The 17,936-nt window shown below is 65.1% G+C and carries 12 protein-coding genes and 3 rRNA genes; 13 read left to right on the top strand and 2 right to left on the bottom strand.

Annotated elements, in window-relative coordinates:
* The first annotated feature begins 98 nt into the window (after window positions 1-98).
* Entirely contained in the window at window positions 99-1,073 is a 975-nt protein-coding gene (locus ACQPWZ_RS05585) for a hypothetical protein (protein ID WP_433570812.1), read from the top strand.
* Between the two features lie 59 nt (window positions 1,074-1,132).
* Here the strand turns inward: ACQPWZ_RS05585 and ptsP are convergent, their stop codons facing one another.
* Window positions 1,133-2,803 carry a phosphoenolpyruvate--protein phosphotransferase gene (gene ptsP, locus ACQPWZ_RS05580; protein ID WP_340472003.1) on the bottom strand — a complete coding sequence of 557 codons (1,671 nt, stop codon included), beginning with the start codon at window positions 2,801-2,803 and terminating at the stop codon, window positions 1,133-1,135.
* A 76-nt stretch (window positions 2,804-2,879) separates the two neighbouring features.
* Window positions 2,880-3,329, bottom strand: a complete 450-nt coding sequence (locus ACQPWZ_RS05575) for a PTS sugar transporter subunit IIA (RefSeq protein WP_433570811.1) — start codon at window positions 3,327-3,329, stop codon at window positions 2,880-2,882.
* 575 nt (window positions 3,330-3,904) lie between these two features.
* Between ACQPWZ_RS05575 and ACQPWZ_RS05570 the strand changes: the two genes are divergently transcribed.
* The 12 genes from ACQPWZ_RS05570 to ACQPWZ_RS05515 all read left to right on the top strand — a co-directional run bounded on the left by ACQPWZ_RS05570 (window position 3,905) and on the right by ACQPWZ_RS05515 (window position 17,912).
* Window positions 3,905-5,430 (top strand): 16S ribosomal RNA (locus tag ACQPWZ_RS05570).
* A gap of 301 nt (window positions 5,431-5,731) precedes the next feature.
* A 23S ribosomal RNA gene (locus ACQPWZ_RS05565) occupies window positions 5,732-8,855 on the top strand.
* Between the two features lie 88 nt (window positions 8,856-8,943).
* Window positions 8,944-9,060: ribosomal RNA gene (gene rrf / locus ACQPWZ_RS05560) — 5S ribosomal RNA — on the top strand.
* Together the 16S, 23S and 5S rRNA genes form the textbook arrangement of a ribosomal RNA operon.
* A 146-nt stretch (window positions 9,061-9,206) precedes the next feature.
* Window positions 9,207-9,815, top strand: coding sequence for a CDP-alcohol phosphatidyltransferase family protein (locus tag ACQPWZ_RS05555; protein WP_313947568.1), 609 nt, complete (start codon window positions 9,207-9,209; stop codon window positions 9,813-9,815).
* 111 nt (window positions 9,816-9,926) lie between these two features.
* The gene (locus ACQPWZ_RS05550) at window positions 9,927-12,422 is read left to right on the top strand and encodes a mannose-1-phosphate guanyltransferase (protein WP_340472001.1); all 2,496 of its coding nucleotides are present in this window, start codon (window positions 9,927-9,929) and stop codon (window positions 12,420-12,422) included.
* 97 nt (window positions 12,423-12,519) lie between these two features.
* On the top strand, window positions 12,520-13,449 hold the full coding sequence (locus tag ACQPWZ_RS05545) for a DUF881 domain-containing protein (RefSeq protein WP_356704628.1): 930 nt from the start codon (window positions 12,520-12,522) through the stop codon (window positions 13,447-13,449).
* Entirely contained in the window at window positions 13,446-13,778 is a 333-nt protein-coding gene (locus tag ACQPWZ_RS05540; RefSeq protein WP_003970459.1) for a small basic family protein, read from the top strand. The genes ACQPWZ_RS05545 and ACQPWZ_RS05540 overlap by 4 nt, the downstream gene beginning before the upstream one ends.
* Window positions 13,779-13,783: 5 nt before the next feature.
* A complete protein-coding gene (locus tag ACQPWZ_RS05535) occupies window positions 13,784-14,803 on the top strand; it encodes a DUF881 domain-containing protein (RefSeq protein ID WP_433570810.1) in 1,020 nt (339 codons plus the stop codon).
* Between the two features lie 82 nt (window positions 14,804-14,885).
* Entirely contained in the window at window positions 14,886-15,836 is a 951-nt protein-coding gene (locus tag ACQPWZ_RS05530; RefSeq protein WP_340477744.1) for an FHA domain-containing protein, read from the top strand.
* A gap of 41 nt (window positions 15,837-15,877) precedes the next feature.
* A complete protein-coding gene (gene ftsR / locus ACQPWZ_RS05525; protein ID WP_433570809.1) occupies window positions 15,878-16,621 on the top strand; it encodes a transcriptional regulator FtsR in 744 nt (247 codons plus the stop codon).
* A gap of 53 nt (window positions 16,622-16,674) precedes the next feature.
* On the top strand, window positions 16,675-17,148 hold the full coding sequence (locus ACQPWZ_RS05520; RefSeq protein ID WP_005475662.1) for a bifunctional nuclease family protein: 474 nt from the start codon (window positions 16,675-16,677) through the stop codon (window positions 17,146-17,148).
* Window positions 17,149-17,315: 167 nt separating this feature from the next.
* Window positions 17,316-17,912 carry a MerR family transcriptional regulator gene (locus ACQPWZ_RS05515; RefSeq protein WP_340471996.1) on the top strand — a complete coding sequence of 199 codons (597 nt, stop codon included), beginning with the start codon at window positions 17,316-17,318 and terminating at the stop codon, window positions 17,910-17,912.
* Window positions 17,913-17,936: the final 24 nt, after the last annotated feature.

Raw genomic sequence — 17,936 nt, 5'->3', positions numbered from 1 at the left:
CCGCCTGTCCCGGCGTCTGCCGGCGTGCTCCGCTGCGGCGTTGTCAGTGCTGCTCGTTACGGTGAGTCACGACCAGTCGACAACCGTCAGGGGGAGAAATGACGCACGACAAGGCAGCCCGCAAACAGGCCGGGCGATCGAGGCGCAAGGGCCGTACCGGACCGCGGCCCTCGGGGGGCCGTCCCACGACCAGCACCACCCTCAGGCGCACCCTGCGCCGAGAAGTAGCCGGCACCGTCGGGGTGCTGACCGACGCGTACGACTTCGACGCGATGCGCGGGTACCGCACCTTCCCGTTCGATGACCACCGGGACTACCTCCAGCAGCTCGACGGGCTGCTCAAGACGCTCGCAAGCCGTCAACTGCACACCACCGTCGCCCTGTTCGACCCGGAGGACTTCGCGGAGTACTGCTCCGAGCACGGCCTCGACCCCGACACACCCACCAGCCGCAGCAGCTACACCGCGGCGATCACCACCCGCGGCAGTACCGTCACCTACGCCGGACAGCCACTCGACAGCCTGCTGCCCGAGCTCATCGACAAGGCGGTCCGCCAGGCCACCTGGGAGTACGCGACCCTGCTCCTCGCCGACCTCGGAGAGTGCGCCGACTGCGGCCAGGACGTCGGCCGGTCGGCCTTCGACCGCGCGTCCCGTCTTCTGATGCGCCTGCTCGAAGGGGCCGGAGAGGGCAGACACCACCTCGTGTGCAGCGTCCCCGCCCGGGACGAACAGCTCCTGGCCGTCCTGCACGCGGAAGGCAACGCGACCACGGCAGCGCGGGCCGCCGAACTGGACGCGGCCGAGGGCGCCGAGTTCGTCGCCGTCCTAGCGACCGCCATCGCCCTGGAAAGCCCAGGAGGCCTGGTGCTGCGCACCAGCACACCCGACGCACCGGACCGCCTTTGCGGCTGGCAGCTGCACGAGGGCCGCCTCCTCCCGCTGACCGCGGGCGAGGTGTTCAGCGCGTACTGCACGGACGCGGACACGGGCGAGCCCCTGTCACCCGAACCGGGCGTGGAGTACTGCGCCGGCTTCCCCGTCACGACCGACGACCCGGAAGCCCAGCACTGAACGGCGAAGGGGCTCCCGCCGTCACCGGCAGGAGCCCCTCGACCGATCCGTTCCCGCGGCTACTCGCCGGAGAGCACCGCCTGCGCCGCCAGGCGCGCCTCCTCGGCGGTGTCCGCGGCACGCGCCGCGGCCGCGGCCCGCTCGCACTGCGCGAGCGTGTACTTCGCCAGCGTCGAGCGGACGTAGGGAATCGACGCGGCGCCCATGGACAGCGACGTCACTCCCAGACCGGTGAGCACACAGGCGAGCAGCGGATCGGAGGCAGCCTCACCGCACACACCACAGCTCTTGCCCTCGGCCCGCGCGGCCTCGGCCGACAGCGCCACCAGGTCGAGCAGTGCCGGCTGCCACGGGTCCTGAAGCCGGGACACCGCACCCACCTGACGGTCGGCGGCGAAGGTGTACTGCGCCAGGTCGTTGGTGCCCAGCGACAGGAACTCCACCTCCTGGAGAATCGAGCGCGCCCGCAGAGCGGCGGACGGAATCTCCACCATCGCGCCGAACTTCGCCCGCAGCCCCGCCTCGCGGCACGCGTCCGCGAACGCCTTCGCGTCCGTACGGTCCGCCACCATCGGCGCCATGACCTCGAGATACACGGGCAGACCCTCAACGGCCTTCGACAGCGCCGTCAGCTGGGTCCGCAGCACCTCGGGGTGATCCAGCAGACTGCGCAGCCCGCGCACACCCAGCGCCGGATTCGGCTCGTCCGCCGGCGTCAGGAAGTCGAGCGGCTTGTCCGCGCCCGCGTCCAGCACCCGCACGACCACGCGGCCCTCGGGGAACGCCTCCAGCACCGCGCGGTACGCCTCGACCTGCTTCTCCTCGGACGGCGCCTGCTTGCTGTCGTCCAGGAACAGGAACTCCGTACGGAACAGACCGACGCCCTCGGCACCGGCCTCCACCGCCGCCGGGACATCCGCCGGACCGCCGACATTCGCCAGCAGCGGCACCTTGTGCCCGTCCGACGTCGCACCCGGTCCGGTCGACGCGGACAGAGCGGCCTTCCGCTCCGCGGCCGCCCGCTCCATCTGCGTGCGCTTCTCTTCGCTGGGCTCGACGAAGACCTCACCGGTGCTGCCATCGACGGCGATGACCGTGCCCTCGGCCAACTCGCCCGCCCCGGGCAGCGCCACCACGGCCGGCACACCGAGCGCCCGCGCCAGGATCGCGCTGTGACTTGTCGGCCCGCCCTCCTCGGTCACGAACCCGAGCACCAGCGCCGGGTCGAGCAGCGCCGTGTCCGCCGGCGCGAGGTCCCGGGCGATCAGGACATACGGCTCGTCGCTGTCGGGCACACCGGGCATCGGCACACCGAGCAGTCGCGCCACGATCCGGTTCCGTACGTCGTCCAGGTCGGCCACGCGGCCGGCCAGATACTCACCGGCACCCGCGAGCAGCGCCCGGTACGAGGCGAACGCGTCGTACACCCCGCGCTCGGCCGTGCTCCCGACAGCGATGCGCCGCTCCACATCGGCCATCAACTCGGGGTCCTGCGCCATCATCGCCTGCGCCTCGAGCACGTGCTGGGCTTCACCACCTGCCAGATTGCCCCGAGCGATCAGGTCAGCGGCCACAGCCTCCACGGCCTTGCGGGCGCGCCCCTGTTCGCGCTCCGCGTCCTGTGCCGGGATCTGCTTCGCCGGCGGCTCCAGCACCGCCGTACCCATGTGCCGTACTTCGCCGATCGCCACCCCGTGGCTCACGCCGACGCCTCGCAGCGTTGTCTCCATTTCACCGTCTCCGATTGAGCGACGGCCTGTGCCGCCGCGTTTGGATGTGCAACTCGCCGTCATCACGGCGTCGGCGTCACTGCCAGGTGAAGAGGGTGTCCCCGGACTTCACGTCGCCGTCCTCACGGAGTCCGGAGAGGGAGTCGGCCGTGGCCTCGAGCGCCACGACCGGACAGATGGCGGACTTGCCGGCCTCTTCGACGGCCGACGGGTTCCAGCGCACCACGGGCTGTCCCCGGCGAACGGTGTCGCCCTTGTTGACGAGCAGCTCGAAGCCCTCGCCGTTGAGCTGGACGGTGTCGATGCCCAGGTGTGTCAGCACACCGTGTCCCTCTTCGTCGACGACGACGAAGGCGTGGGGGTGGAGGGAGACAACGATGCCGTCGACGGGTGCGACCGCCTCGGAGGGCTCACGCACGGGGTCGATGGCGGTACCCGGACCGACCATGGCACCGGAGAACACCGGATCCGGCACCGCCGAGAGTCCGATGGCACGTCCGGAAAGAGGGGACGTCACTGTGGTCATGGAGCCTCCCAGGGGCGGAGATTCGTTACTGCGCCGTCACTGCCTGTCGAGGACGGCGCACTGTTCAGAAGGGTAAGTCATGAGAAGTCCTAGTTCCGCACGAGAGCTACCAGTTGGCGGACCTAGGGGTGCACCGGAAACGATTTGCCTCGCCTCCTGGCGACAGGTACTGTCGTACCCCTGCCTGGCCCCAACGCGACAGTGAGTCGGGGGTCGGCAGCGCCTATCAAGCCGAGATCCTAACTGGTCTAAACCTCTGCATGTCCGCAGGGCGGATGGTCAGGGAGACCGAAAAAGCCTGATAAGGTTTGGAAACACCGAAGGGAAGCGCCCGGAGGACCTTGAAGAAGGCCCAAAGGAAGCGTCCGTTCCTTGAGAACTCAACAGCGTGCCAAAAGTCAACGCCAGATATGTTGATACCCCGTCCATCTTCGGATGGCGAGGTTCCTTTGAAAGTCCTGCCGGCCCCTTTGTGGACCGGTAGGCAATGACACAGCGAGGACGCTGTGAACAGTCGGTCTTATTCCGATCGACTGTTCCGCTCTTGTGGTGTTCATCCCGATTACGGGAAAACATTCATGGAGAGTTTGATCCTGGCTCAGGACGAACGCTGGCGGCGTGCTTAACACATGCAAGTCGAACGATGAAGCCTTTCGGGGTGGATTAGTGGCGAACGGGTGAGTAACACGTGGGCAATCTGCCCTTCACTCTGGGACAAGCCCTGGAAACGGGGTCTAATACCGGATAACACTCCTTCCTGCATGGGGAGGGGTTGAAAGCTCCGGCGGTGAAGGATGAGCCCGCGGCCTATCAGCTTGTTGGTGGGGTGATGGCCTACCAAGGCGACGACGGGTAGCCGGCCTGAGAGGGCGACCGGCCACACTGGGACTGAGACACGGCCCAGACTCCTACGGGAGGCAGCAGTGGGGAATATTGCACAATGGGCGAAAGCCTGATGCAGCGACGCCGCGTGAGGGATGACGGCCTTCGGGTTGTAAACCTCTTTCAGCAGGGAAGAAGCGAAAGTGACGGTACCTGCAGAAGAAGCGCCGGCTAACTACGTGCCAGCAGCCGCGGTAATACGTAGGGCGCAAGCGTTGTCCGGAATTATTGGGCGTAAAGAGCTCGTAGGCGGCTTGTCACGTCGGATGTGAAAGCCCGGGGCTTAACCCCGGGTCTGCATTCGATACGGGCTAGCTAGAGTGTGGTAGGGGAGATCGGAATTCCTGGTGTAGCGGTGAAATGCGCAGATATCAGGAGGAACACCGGTGGCGAAGGCGGATCTCTGGGCCATTACTGACGCTGAGGAGCGAAAGCGTGGGGAGCGAACAGGATTAGATACCCTGGTAGTCCACGCCGTAAACGTTGGGAACTAGGTGTTGGCGACATTCCACGTCGTCGGTGCCGCAGCTAACGCATTAAGTTCCCCGCCTGGGGAGTACGGCCGCAAGGCTAAAACTCAAAGGAATTGACGGGGGCCCGCACAAGCAGCGGAGCATGTGGCTTAATTCGACGCAACGCGAAGAACCTTACCAAGGCTTGACATCGCCCGGAAAGCATCAGAGATGGTGCCCCCCTTGTGGTCGGGTGACAGGTGGTGCATGGCTGTCGTCAGCTCGTGTCGTGAGATGTTGGGTTAAGTCCCGCAACGAGCGCAACCCTTGTTCTGTGTTGCCAGCATGCCCTTCGGGGTGATGGGGACTCACAGGAGACTGCCGGGGTCAACTCGGAGGAAGGTGGGGACGACGTCAAGTCATCATGCCCCTTATGTCTTGGGCTGCACACGTGCTACAATGGCCGGTACAATGAGCTGCGATGCCGCGAGGCGGAGCGAATCTCAAAAAGCCGGTCTCAGTTCGGATTGGGGTCTGCAACTCGACCCCATGAAGTCGGAGTTGCTAGTAATCGCAGATCAGCATTGCTGCGGTGAATACGTTCCCGGGCCTTGTACACACCGCCCGTCACGTCACGAAAGTCGGTAACACCCGAAGCCGGTGGCCCAACCCCTTGTGGGAGGGAGCTGTCGAAGGTGGGACTGGCGATTGGGACGAAGTCGTAACAAGGTAGCCGTACCGGAAGGTGCGGCTGGATCACCTCCTTTCTAAGGAGCATCTAGATCTCGCAAGAGATCCAGAGCCACTACGTCGGCAAATGTTCGACGGTGGTCAGCTCATGGGTGGAACGTTGACTATTCGGCACGATCCGCAGGGATCACTAGTACTGCTCTTCGGAGTGTGGAACGTGACTCCAGGCTGGTCGTGCCGGGCGCGCTGTTGGGTGTCTGAGGGTGCGAGCGTGAGCTCGTCCTTCGCGATGCCGGCCCCAGTGAACTCGCCCTGTTGGGTGGGGTGGTGGGTGGCTGGTCGTTGCTTGAGAACTGCACAGTGGACGCGAGCATCTGTGGCCAAGTTTTTAAGGGCGCACGGTGGATGCCTTGGCACCAGGAACCGATGAAGGACGTGGGAGGCCACGATAGTCCCCGGGGAGTCGTCAACCAGGCTTTGATCCGGGGGTTTCCGAATGGGGAAACCCGGCAGTCGTCATGGGCTGTCACCCGCTGCTGAACACATAGGCAGTGTGGAGGGAACGAGGGGAAGTGAAACATCTCAGTACCCTCAGGAAGAGAAAACAACCGTGATTCCGGGAGTAGTGGCGAGCGAAACCGGATGAGGCCAAACCGTATGCGTGTGATACCCGGCAGGGGTTGCGCATGCGGGGTTGTGGGATCTCTTTATCATCGTCTGCCGGCGGTGAGACGAGTCAGAAACCGTATGGATAGGCGAAGGACATGCGAAAGGTCCGGCGTAGAGGGTAAGACCCCCGTAGCTGAAATTCATGCGGCTCGTTTAAGAGACACCCAAGTAGCACGGGGCCCGAGAAATCCCGTGTGAATCTGGCGGGACCACCCGTTAAGCCTAAATATTCCCTGGTGACCGATAGCGGATAGTACCGTGAGGGAATGGTGAAAAGTACCGCGGGAGCGGAGTGAAATAGTACCTGAAACCGTGTGCCTACAAGCCGTGGGAGCGTCGCGCAAGGAACTTGTTCCTTGCGTCGTGACTGCGTGCCTTTTGAAGAATGAGCCTGCGAGTTTGCGGTGTGTTGCGAGGTTAACCCGTGTGGGGAAGCCGTAGCGAAAGCGAGTCCGAATAGGGCGACATAGTAGCGCGCTCAAGACCCGAAGCGGAGTGATCTAGCCATGGGCAGGTTGAAGCGGCTGTAAGAGGTCGTGGAGGACCGAACCCACCAGGGTTGAAAACCTGGGGGATGACCTGTGGTTAGGGGTGAAAGGCCAATCAAACTCCGTGATAGCTGGTTCTCCCCGAAATGCATTTAGGTGCAGCGTCGTGTGTTTCTTGCCGGAGGTAGAGCACTGGATAGGCGATGGGCCCTACCGGGTTACTGACCTTAGCCAAACTCCGAATGCCGGTAAGTGAGAGCACGGCAGTGAGACTGTGGGGGATAAGCTCCATGGTCGAGAGGGAAACAGCCCAGAGCATCGACTAAGGCCCCTAAGCGTACGCTAAGTGGGAAAGGATGTGGAGTCGCAGAGACAACCAGGAGGTTGGCTTAGAAGCAGCCACCCTTGAAAGAGTGCGTAATAGCTCACTGGTCAAGTGATTCCGCGCCGACAATGTAGCGGGGCTCAAGCGTACCGCCGAAGTCGTGTCATTCGTACATATATCCCCAACGGGAGTACGGATGGGTAGGGGAGCGTCGTGTGCCGGGTGAAGCCGCGCCGGAAGGCAGTGGTGGACGGTTCACGAGTGAGAATGCAGGCATGAGTAGCGATACACACGTGAGAAACGTGTGCGCCGATTGACTAAGGGTTCCTGGGTCAAGCTGATCTGCCCAGGGTAAGTCGGGACCTAAGGCGAGGCCGACAGGCGTAGTCGATGGACAACCGGTTGATATTCCGGTACCCGCTTTGAAACGCCCAATATCGAGCCCATTAATGCTAAGCCCGTGAAGCCGTTCCGGACCCTTCGGGGAATGGAAAGTGGTGGAGCCGGCGATCCAAGGTGGTAGTAGGTAAGCGATGGGGTGACGCAGGAAGGTAGTCCAGCCCGGGCGGTGGTTGTCCCGGGGTAAGGGTGTAGGCCGTGTGATAGGCAAATCCGTCACACATGAAGGCTGAGACCTGATGCCGAGCCGATTGTGGTGAAGTGGATGATCCTATGCTGTCGAGAAAAGCCTCTAGCGAGTTTCATGGCGGCCCGTACCCTAAACCGACTCAGGTGGTCAGGTAGAGAATACCGAGGCGTTCGGGTGAACTATGGTTAAGGAACTCGGCAAAATGCCCCCGTAACTTCGGGAGAAGGGGGGCCATCACTGGTGAGAGGACTTGCTCCTCGAGCTGGGGGTGGCCGCAGAGACCAGCGAGAAGCGACTGTTTACTAAAAACACAGGTCCGTGCGAAGCCGTAAGGCGATGTATACGGACTGACGCCTGCCCGGTGCTGGAACGTTAAGGGGACCGGTTAGTACGCTTTCGGGCGTGCGAAGCTGAGAACTTAAGCGCCAGTAAACGGCGGTGGTAACTATAACCATCCTAAGGTAGCGAAATTCCTTGTCGGGTAAGTTCCGACCTGCACGAATGGCGTAACGACTTCTCGACTGTCTCAACCATAGGCCCGGTGAAATTGCACTACGAGTAAAGATGCTCGTTTCGCGCAGCAGGACGGAAAGACCCCGGGACCTTTACTACAGTTTGATATTGGTGTTCGGTTCGGCTTGTGTAGGATAGGTGGGAGACTGTGAAGCGGCCACGCCAGTGGTTGTGGAGTCATCGTTGAAATACCACTCTGGTCGTGCTGGATGTCTAACCTGGGTCCGTGATCCGGATCAGGGACAGTGTCTGATGGGTAGTTTAACTGGGGCGGTTGCCTCCCAAAAAGTAACGGAGGCGCCCAAAGGTTCCCTCAGCCTGGTTGGCAATCAGGTGTTGAGTGTAAGTGCACAAGGGAGCTTGACTGTGAGACCGACGGGTCGAGCAGGGACGAAAGTCGGGACTAGTGATCCGGCGGTGGCTTGTGGAAGCGCCGTCGCTCAACGGATAAAAGGTACCCCGGGGATAACAGGCTGATCTTCCCCAAGAGTCCATATCGACGGGATGGTTTGGCACCTCGATGTCGGCTCGTCGCATCCTGGGGCTGGAGTCGGTCCCAAGGGTTGGGCTGTTCGCCCATTAAAGCGGTACGCGAGCTGGGTTTAGAACGTCGTGAGACAGTTCGGTCCCTATCCGCTGTGCGCGTAGGAATATTGAGAAGGGCTGTCCCTAGTACGAGAGGACCGGGACGGACGAACCTCTGGTGTGCCAGTTGTCCTGCCAAGGGCATGGCTGGTTGGCTACGTTCGGGAGGGATAACCGCTGAAAGCATCTAAGCGGGAAGCCTGCTTCGAGATGAGTATTCCCACCTCCTTGAGAGGGTAAGGCTCCCAGTAGACGACTGGGTTGATAGGCCGGATATGGAAGCCCAGTAATGGGTGGAGTTGACCGGTACTAATAGGCCGAGGGCTTGTCCTCAGTTGCTCGCGTCCACTGTGTTAGTTCTGAAGTAACGAACTGTCGAACCCCCGTCTGTGTGGGTTCCGGGTCGATATCTTCATAGTGTTTCGGTGGTCATTGCGTTAGGGAAACGCCCGGTTACATTCCGAACCCGGAAGCTAAGCCTTTCAGCGCCGATGGTACTGCAGGGGGGACCCTGTGGGAGAGTAGGACGCCGCCGAACAATCATTGTGAGAAGGCCCCGCACCTCTGGTGCGGGGCCTTTCTGCGTTCCGGGACTTCTGCCGCTCACCCCTGTGCATCCGGCCATCCGGGCTGAGGGTAAGGTCAGGGAGCATCGTCGGCACGTTCCACACAGGAGGCCCCCGGGTGGAGGTCCAGGAGACCCGCGTTCAGACGGACCGGGTACTCACCATCCCCAACGTCCTCAGCATGGCGCGTCTTGCCGGTGTGCCGCTCTTCCTTTGGCTGATCCTCCGCCCCGAGTTCGGCGGACCCAAGAGTGACGGCTGGGCTTTGCTCGTCCTGATGCTGAGCGGCGTCAGCGACTATCTCGACGGGAAGCTCGCACGGCGGTGGAACCAGATCAGCAGTCTGGGGCGACTTCTCGACCCCGCTGCGGACCGGCTGTACATCCTGTCGACCCTTGTCGGCCTCACCTGGCGCGAGATCCTGCCACTGTGGCTGACCGCGGCGCTTTTGGCCCGGGAACTGATGCTCCTGGTGATGGTGGGAATCCTCCGCCGGCACGGTTATCCGCCTCCTCAGGTGAACTTCCTGGGCAAGGCGGCCACCTTCAACCTCATGTACGCGTTCCCGCTGCTGCTGCTCAGTGACGGCTCGGGGTGGCTTGCGTCACTCGGTGCTATTTTCGGATGGGCCTTCGCCGGATGGGGTACAACTCTGTATTGGTGGGCAGGGATCCTGTATGTGGTCCAGGTCCGCCGCCTCGTCAAGGCGGACGCAGTCGCCGATTGACCCGTCGATGCGGAGCCGTGCAGCGTTGCCGGCCGCGGATGACCCACGAGGGCCTCTTTGGACGGGTGGAGTCGGCCAGACCGTCATCTCGTCAAGGAGGACGCTTCCGACATGAAGGCCGTCGTGATGGCCGGTGGCGAAGGTACGCGACTTCGCCCCATGACCTCGAGCATGCCCAAGCCGCTTCTGCCGGTGGCAAACCGCCCCATCATGGAGCATGTGCTTCGGCTGCTCAAGCGGCATGGGCTCAATGAGACCGTCGTAACCGTGCAGTTTCTCGCTTCACTGGTAAGGAACTACTTCGGTGATGGCGAAGAGCTCGGAATGGAGCTCACCTATGCCAATGAGGAGAAGCCGCTCGGCACCGCGGGGAGTGTGAAGAATGCCGAGGAAGCGCTGAAGGACGACGCCTTCCTCGTCATTTCCGGTGACGCCCTCACCGATTTCGATCTGTCCGACCTGATCGCCTTCCACAAGGAGAAGGGCGCGATGGTCACGGTGTGTCTGACCCGTGTGCCGAATCCTCTGGAATTCGGTATCACCATCGTGGACGAGGAAGGAAAGGTCGAGCGCTTCCTGGAGAAGCCGACCTGGGGGCAGGTTTTCTCGGACACGGTGAACACGGGTATCTATGTGATGGAGCCCGAGGTCTTCGACTATGTCGAGGCCGATGTGTCCGTGGACTGGTCCGGCGATGTCTTCCCGCAGCTCATGAAGGAAGGCAAGCCCATCTACGGCTATATCGCCGAGGGCTACTGGGAGGACGTGGGCACGCACGAGAGCTATGTGAAGGCCCAGGCCGATGTCCTCGAAGGCAAGGTCGATGTCGACATCGACGGTTTCGAGATCTCGCCCGGCGTCTGGGTCGCGGAGGGCGCGGAGGTGCACCCGGACGCCGTTCTGCGCGGTCCCCTCTTCATCGGCGACTACGCCAAGGTCGAGGCCGGCGCGGAGATCCGCGAGCACACGGTCATCGGGTCCAACGTCGTCGTCAAGAGCGGTGCGTTCCTTCACAAGGCCGTCATCCACGACAACGTCTACATCGGCGAGCACTGCAATCTTCGTGGCTGTGTGATCGGTAAGAACACCGACATCATGCGCGCCGCCAGGATCGAGGACGGCGCGGTCATCGGGGACGAGTGCCTCGTCGGTGAAGAATCGATCGTTCAGGGCAATGTGCGGGTCTATCCGTTCAAGACCATCGAGGCCGGTGCGTTCGTCAACACCTCGGTCATCTGGGAGTCCCGCGGTCAGGCGCATCTCTTCGGCGCCAGAGGTGTCACCGGCATCCTGAATGTGGAGATCACCCCGGAGCTGGCCGTGCGGCTGGCCGGTGCGTACGCGACGACCCTGAAGAAGGGGTCCACCGTCACGACGGCACGTGACCACTCGCGTGGTGCCCGTGCGCTCAAGCGCGCCGTGATCTCGGCGCTTCAGGCGAGCGCCATCGACGTACGCGACCTGGAGAACGTGCCGTTGCCCGTCGCCCGTCAGCAGACGGCGCGCGGAAGCGCCGGCGGCATCATGATCCGTACGTCGCCGGGTGTACCGGACTCCGTCGACATCATGTTCTTCGACGAGCGTGGTGCCGACCTCTCGCAGGCCGGACAGCGGAAGCTGGACCGCGTGTACGCACGCCAGGAGTACCGGCGAGCCTTCCCCGGTGAGATCGGCGACCTGCACTTCCCTGCCAGCGTCTTCGACTCGTACACCGGGTCGCTGCTGCGCAATGTCGACATCACGGGGATCGCCGACTCCAACCTGAAGGTCGTCATCGACGCCTCCAACGGCAGCTCCGGACTCGTCCTTCCCAGCCTGCTGGGTCGGCTGGGTGTGGACGCGCTGACGATCAACCCCGGTCTCGACGAGTCCAGGCCGACCGAGTCGGCCGACACACGCCGGTCCGGGATGGTGCGCCTCGGCGAGATCGTGGCCTCCGCGCGGGCGGCCTTCGGGGTGCGCTTCGACCCGGTCGGTGAGCGGCTTTCCCTCGTGGACGAGCGCGGCCGCATCATCGAGGACGACCGGGCACTGCTGGTGATGCTCGATCTCGTCGCGGCGGAAAGGCGCAGCGGGCGGGTGGCCCTGCCGGTGACCACGACGAGGATCGCCGAGCAGGTGGCGGCGTACCACGGCACCCAGGTGGAGTGGACGACGACCTCGCCCGACGATCTGACGCGGGTCGGCCGCGAGGAGACGACGATCTTCGGTGGTGACGGCCGTGGTGGCTTCATCATTCCGGAGTTCAGCAGTGTCTTCGACGGCTCGGCGGCTCTGGTGCGGCTGGTGGGCCTCGTGGCCCGTACACAGCTCACGCTGAGCCAGATCGACGCCCGGATCCCGAAGGCGCATGTCCTCAAGCGCGACCTCGCGACGCCGTGGGCGGTGAAGGGGCTCGTCATGCGCCGGGTCGTCGAGGCCGCCGGCGACCGGCATGTGGACACCACCGACGGCGTGCGTGTCGTGGAGACGGACGGCCGCTGGGTCATGGTGCTGCCGGATCCCGCCGAGGCTGTCACTCATTTGTGGGCAGAAGGCCCCGATGACGCTTCGGCGCAGGCTCTGCTCGACGAGTGGTCCGCCGTGGTGGACAGCGCAGGTCAGTAGCGTGTGACCGCTGTGCCGGGAGTTGTCGCGCGACGGCTCCCGGCACACCGGTGGGGCCATTCGGCGGTAGCGGCTGCGACGTGCGACGATGTGCGGCATGTCGCAGCAGCCCCCCGTTCGGAGCACCGGCTCTCCACCGGCACGTCCCGATGCGTCCATGTCGCTGCTGACGAACGTGATGGAGCACAGTCTGGACGACGGGTACGCGGAGGCCTCGGCCCGCCGGGCGGCCGAGGGCGGCGGTCTGCCGCGTACGCTGCGTGCCAAGCTGGGACTGGCCGCCGGGCTCGTGCTCGCCGCCCTGGTCGTGACCGTGGGAGCCGCGAATGCGCGGATAGCGGCACCGGTGGTGGCCAAGGAGCGCGAGGAGCTCATCAACCGCATCGACGCGGAGACCTCGGACGCCGACGCGCTGGAGCGCAGCGTCGACAAGCTCCGTGACGACGTCGGAGACCGTCAGCGCAAGGCTCTGAAGACCCAGGGCGGCGACCAGGGTGATCTGGTCGCCCTGCTCGCGGGGGCCACCGAGGTCGAGGGGCCGGGCGTCAAGCTCGTCGTCGACGATGCCAAGGGCACCGAGCAGGGTGGTGACGGGCCGCGGGAGGACAGCGGTTTCAACGACACCGGCCGGGTGCGGGACCGCGACATGCAGCGGGTCGTGAACGGACTCTGGGAGTCCGGCGCCGAAGCGGTGGCGATCAACGGGCAGCGGCTGACGGCCCTGTCCGCCATCCGCGCCGCGGGCGACGCCATACTGGTCGACAACAGGCCGCTGGTTCCGCCGTACACGGTGCTCGCGGTGGGGGACGGGAAGAAGCTGAGCACGGCGTTCCAGGACAGTGCGGACGGACAGTATCTGCACGCGCTCCAGGAGAACTTCGGGATCCGTTCCAGCATCTCCACCGAGAGCACGGTGCGTCTTCCGGCTGCTCCGAGCTTGATCGTACGAACAGCAGAGCCGAACACCGCCGACGCCGGGACGGGCAGCGGGCAGGACACGGCTGACACAGGGAAGGGCACATCGTGATCGCCGTACTGGGCCTCGTCGTGGGAGTCGTGGTCGGACTGTTGGTCCGGCCCGAAGTGCCGGCGGTGGTCGAGCCCTATCTGCCGATCGCCGTCGTCGCCGCTCTGGACGCCGTGTTCGGTGGTCTGCGGGCCATGCTGGACGGCATCTTCGTCGACAAGGTCTTCGTCGTCTCCTTCCTGTCGAACGTCGTGGTCGCCGCACTGATCGTCTTCCTCGGCGACAAGCTGGGTGTCGGCGCGCAGCTCTCCACGGGTGTGGTCGTCGTGCTCGGTATCCGGATCTTCTCCAACGCTGCCGCGATCCGCCGGCATGTGTTCCGGGCGTGAGGCCGATGAACAGCGCAGAGAATCCGCAGGACCCGAACGCCCAGGACCCGAACGCCCAGGACCCGAACGCGCAGGACGGGATTGCGCAGGACGGGAACCCGAAGGGCGAGGGCGGCATCAGTGAGGGTGTGACAGAAGAGGGTCCGCGCAGCGAGCGGCCGAAGGCCGGGGCGCCGCGGGCCGAACTGCCGCCGGAGAAGGGCCCCCAGGGGGAAGCCCGCGACGAACGGACGGCGTCGGCCGAGGAGCCGACGGCGGCACCGGCGGGCGCGTCGATCCCGCCGGGCGGCGACGGGGCAGGTGAAGAGACCGGCAGGCAGCGGCTGTTGGCCGGGCTCTGGCCCCCGCGTATCAGCCGTGCCCAACTCACGGTCGCCGTCCTGCTGTTCGTCCTGGGGCTGGGCCTCGCCATCCAGGTGCGCTCCACCAGCGACAACAGTGCCCTGCGCGGAGCCCGTCAGGAGGACCTCGTCCGCATCCTCGACGAGCTCGACAACCGCACCCAGCGGCTGGAGGACGAGAAGCAGCGCCTGGAGGACCAGCGCGCCGAGCTGGAGAACAGTTCGGACCAGGCCGAAGAGGCGCGCAAGCAGACTCAGCAGAAGGAACAGCAGCTGGGCATCCTCGCCGGCACGGTCGCGGCGGAGGGCCCGGGCATCACCCTCACCATCCAGGACAAGTCCGGCACCGTGGAGTCGGACATGCTGCTGGACGCCATCCAGGAGCTGCGCGCGGCCGGTGCGGAGGCGATCCAGGTCAACGACATCAGGGTCGTTGCGGATACGCACTTCACGGGCACGGGCGGTGACATCGAGGTCGACGGGAAGCGCATCACCGCTCCGTACGTCTTCAAGGTCATCGGGAAGCCGCAGGATCTCGAGCCGGCCCTGAACATCCCCGGCGGTGTGGTGCAGACATTGGAGAAGGAGCAGGCCACCGCCACGGTGGTGCGCTCGCAGAAGATCGTCGTGGACGCCTTGCGACCCGCGAAGCGGCCTGACTACGCTCGGTCGTCGGACCAATGAGGCGGGGGCGCATGGGGTCCGGCGGACCGGGGCAAGAGGTTGCGGGGGGTCGGCACATCGAACGCGTGCGGTCTGGTGGAAACTGTCTGGTGGGTACGGACGTTGTGAGAATGTCCGGGTCGGCAGGTCTGATCATCGAGGGTTCGTCCTGCCCCACGGGCGGGTCTATTTCGGTCAAGGGGAATCGCCCGTGAAGTTGTTTGGGAAGTTGTTCGGCAAGAGCTCGCGCGAGGACGGCGGCAACGCCAGGCATCGCGCGCCGCGTCATGGCCAGGGTGAGGAGCAGGGCGGCGAGCGGCCGCTCTTCCGGGACGAGGTCTCCGGTCAGGGCGGTGACATTTCGGGCGGTCCGGGCGCGTCGTCTGTTGACCCTGCCGGTCCCGGCCGCATAGGTTTCGGGGAACCATCAACCTCAAGTACGGGTGGAGGGTTTGCCTCCGACCCGTATGCGACCAATCCCCACGCGGGGCAGCCGCGGCAGGAGGATCCGTCCATGTCGGCCTTGCCGGTTTGTACCAGGTGCGGTCACCGCAATGCCGAATCCAGTCGGTTCTGCTCCAACTGCGGCGCGCCGCTGCGCGGCGGTGCGCCCGCCGAGCGGCCGTCCGAGACGACGTCGACGATCTCCATCTCCGGCCTCGAGGCGTACGACTCCGAGGTGACGGGCCAGACACAGGTCCCGTCGCTGTCCCCGGAGGCCCAGGCGGCGGTCGACGCGCTGCCGCTCGGCTCCGCGCTGCTCGTGGTGCGCCGCGGACCGAACTCCGGAAGCCGCTTCCTGCTGGACGGTGAGCTGACCACGGCCGGCCGCCACCCGCAGAGCGACATCTTCCTCGACGACGTCACCGTGTCGCGGCGCCATGTGGAGTTCCGGCGCGGTCCCGACGGCAGCTTCACCGTGGGGGACGTCGGCAGTCTGAACGGCACCTACGTCAACCGTGAGCGGATCGACTCGGTCCTCCTGGCGAACGGTGACGAGGTCCAGATCGGCAAGTACCGACTGGTCTTCTACGCGAGCCAGAGGGGCCTGTAACCGTCCCCCGGACACGGTCCGGGGGGACCCCAGGAAGGCACATGCGAACACCGAAGGGCGGTGCCGGTCACGGCACCGCCGCTGCGGCCGAGCGGCTGATGAGCATCGGTACGGTGCTCAGCGGGCTGCGCGACGAGTTCCCCGAAGTCACGATCTCCAAGATCCGGTTCCTCGAGGCGGAAGGGCTCGTCGAGCCGCGGCGCACCCCGTCCGGGTACCGCAAGTTCAGTCCGGAGGACGTCGAGCGTCTGGCGCAGGTGCTGCGGATGCAGCGCGACCACTATCTGCCCCTGAAGGTCATCCGCGAGCATCTCGACGCCGTGGCCCGTGGTGAGCAGGTCCAGCTGCCCGCACAGAGCACGCCGCGGGAGCTCCTGGACGGCGGCACCTGGCAGGCCGACGCCGAGCGCCGTACCGCCGCCCGGGTGGGCCGTGCGGAGCTGCTGGCCGCCGCCGGGGTGGGCGAGGAGGAGCTGGCCGACTGGGAGTCGTACGGCCTGCTCGGACAGCACGAGGACGGTGGCTACGACGCCGAGTCGGTGACGGTTGCCAGGCTGGTGGCCGATCTGGGCAGATTCGGTCTGGAACCGCGTCATCTGCGGGCCATGAAGGCCGCCGCCGAACGAGAGGCCGGGTTGGTGGAACAGGTGGTGGCACCCTTGCGGCGGCACCGCAATCCGCAGACCAGGGCTCATGCCGAGGCCACCGTGAAAGAGCTCGCGTCCCTGTCCGTGCGGCTGCACGCGGCTCTGGTGCAGACGGCTCTCGGGGTGCGGCTCCACTGATCATGAACGTGCCCGACTACCCAAACCTGCCGAGCACGTCCTAGGGTTGCTGTGTGAACGAGCTCGACGTTGTGGGTGTCCGGGTTGAAATGCCCTCCAACCAACCGATCGTGCTCCTGCGTGAAGTGGGAGGCGATCGATACCTCCCCATTTGGATCGGTCCCGGGGAGGCGACCGCCATTGCCTTCGCACAGCAGGGCATGGCTCCCGCCAGGCCGCTGACCCATGACCTCTTCAAGGATGTGCTGGAGGCGGTGGGCCAGGAGCTCACCGAGGTCCGCATCACTGATCTGCGTGAAGGGGTCTTCTACGCGGAGCTGGTCTTCGCCAGCGGAGTCGAGGTGAGTGCGCGTCCGTCCGACGCCATAGCCCTCGCTCTGCGTACCGGTACGCCGATCTTCGGCAGCGACGGTGTGCTGGACGACGCGGGGATCGCGATCCCCGACGAGCAGGAGGACGAGGTGGAGAAGTTCCGCGAGTTCCTCGACCAGATCTCGCCGGAGGACTTCGGGACCAACAGCCAGTGACCGCCCAGCGGGGCGGCATCGGCACATTCGAGCAGCCTTTCCCCAAACCGGGGCACGGGAAACCACTCTCAGGGTGATTATCACTCGGCGTGCCGAGTGTGGCGATCGTTGACGCGCCCCTGGTGACTGCCTACCGTCGACATGGCAGGTCAAGGACGGAGGTCGGCGTGGACAGCAGCGGCGACGGTGCGGTGGGGGGCACCCCCGGACGAGGTCCGGGGGAGAGCGGGCCGTATCCGCTCCACGGGAGTGCGGCCGAACCATCCACGGAGACGGTCGGCTATCGCGGTCCCACCGCGTGTGCGGCAGCCGGCATCACCTATCGGCAACTCGACTACTGGGCCCGTACCGGCCTGGTCGAACCCAGTGTCCGTCCGGCGCACGGATCGGGGACCCAGCGCCTCTACAGCTTCCGTGACGTGGTCGTCCTCAAGATCGTGAAGCGTTTCCTGGACACCGGCGTGGCACTGCAGAACATCCGGACCGCGGTACAGCACCTGCGGGCGCGCGGCTTCGCCGATCTCGAGCGGATGACGCTGATGAGCGACGGCGCGACGGTCTACGAGTGTTCGTCGCCGGACGAGGTCGTCGATCTCCTCCAGGGCGGTCAGGGCGTCTTCGGGATCGCCGTCGGAGTCGTCTGGCGGGACGTCGAGGCCGCCCTGTCGCAGCTGCACGGCGAGCGGATCGACACCGGCGAGACCCTGGTCGGGCACAACCCGGCCGACGAGCTGGCCAGACGCCGACGCGACCGGGCGGTCTGAGCACACCGGGAAGCGGCCCCTTTG

The sequence above is a fragment of the Streptomyces sp. CA-251247 genome (assembly GCF_050952975.1).
GTDB classification, from domain to species: Bacteria; Actinomycetota; Actinomycetes; order Streptomycetales; family Streptomycetaceae; genus Streptomyces; species Streptomyces achmelvichensis.
This window is presented reverse-complemented; position numbering and strand designations above follow the sequence as displayed.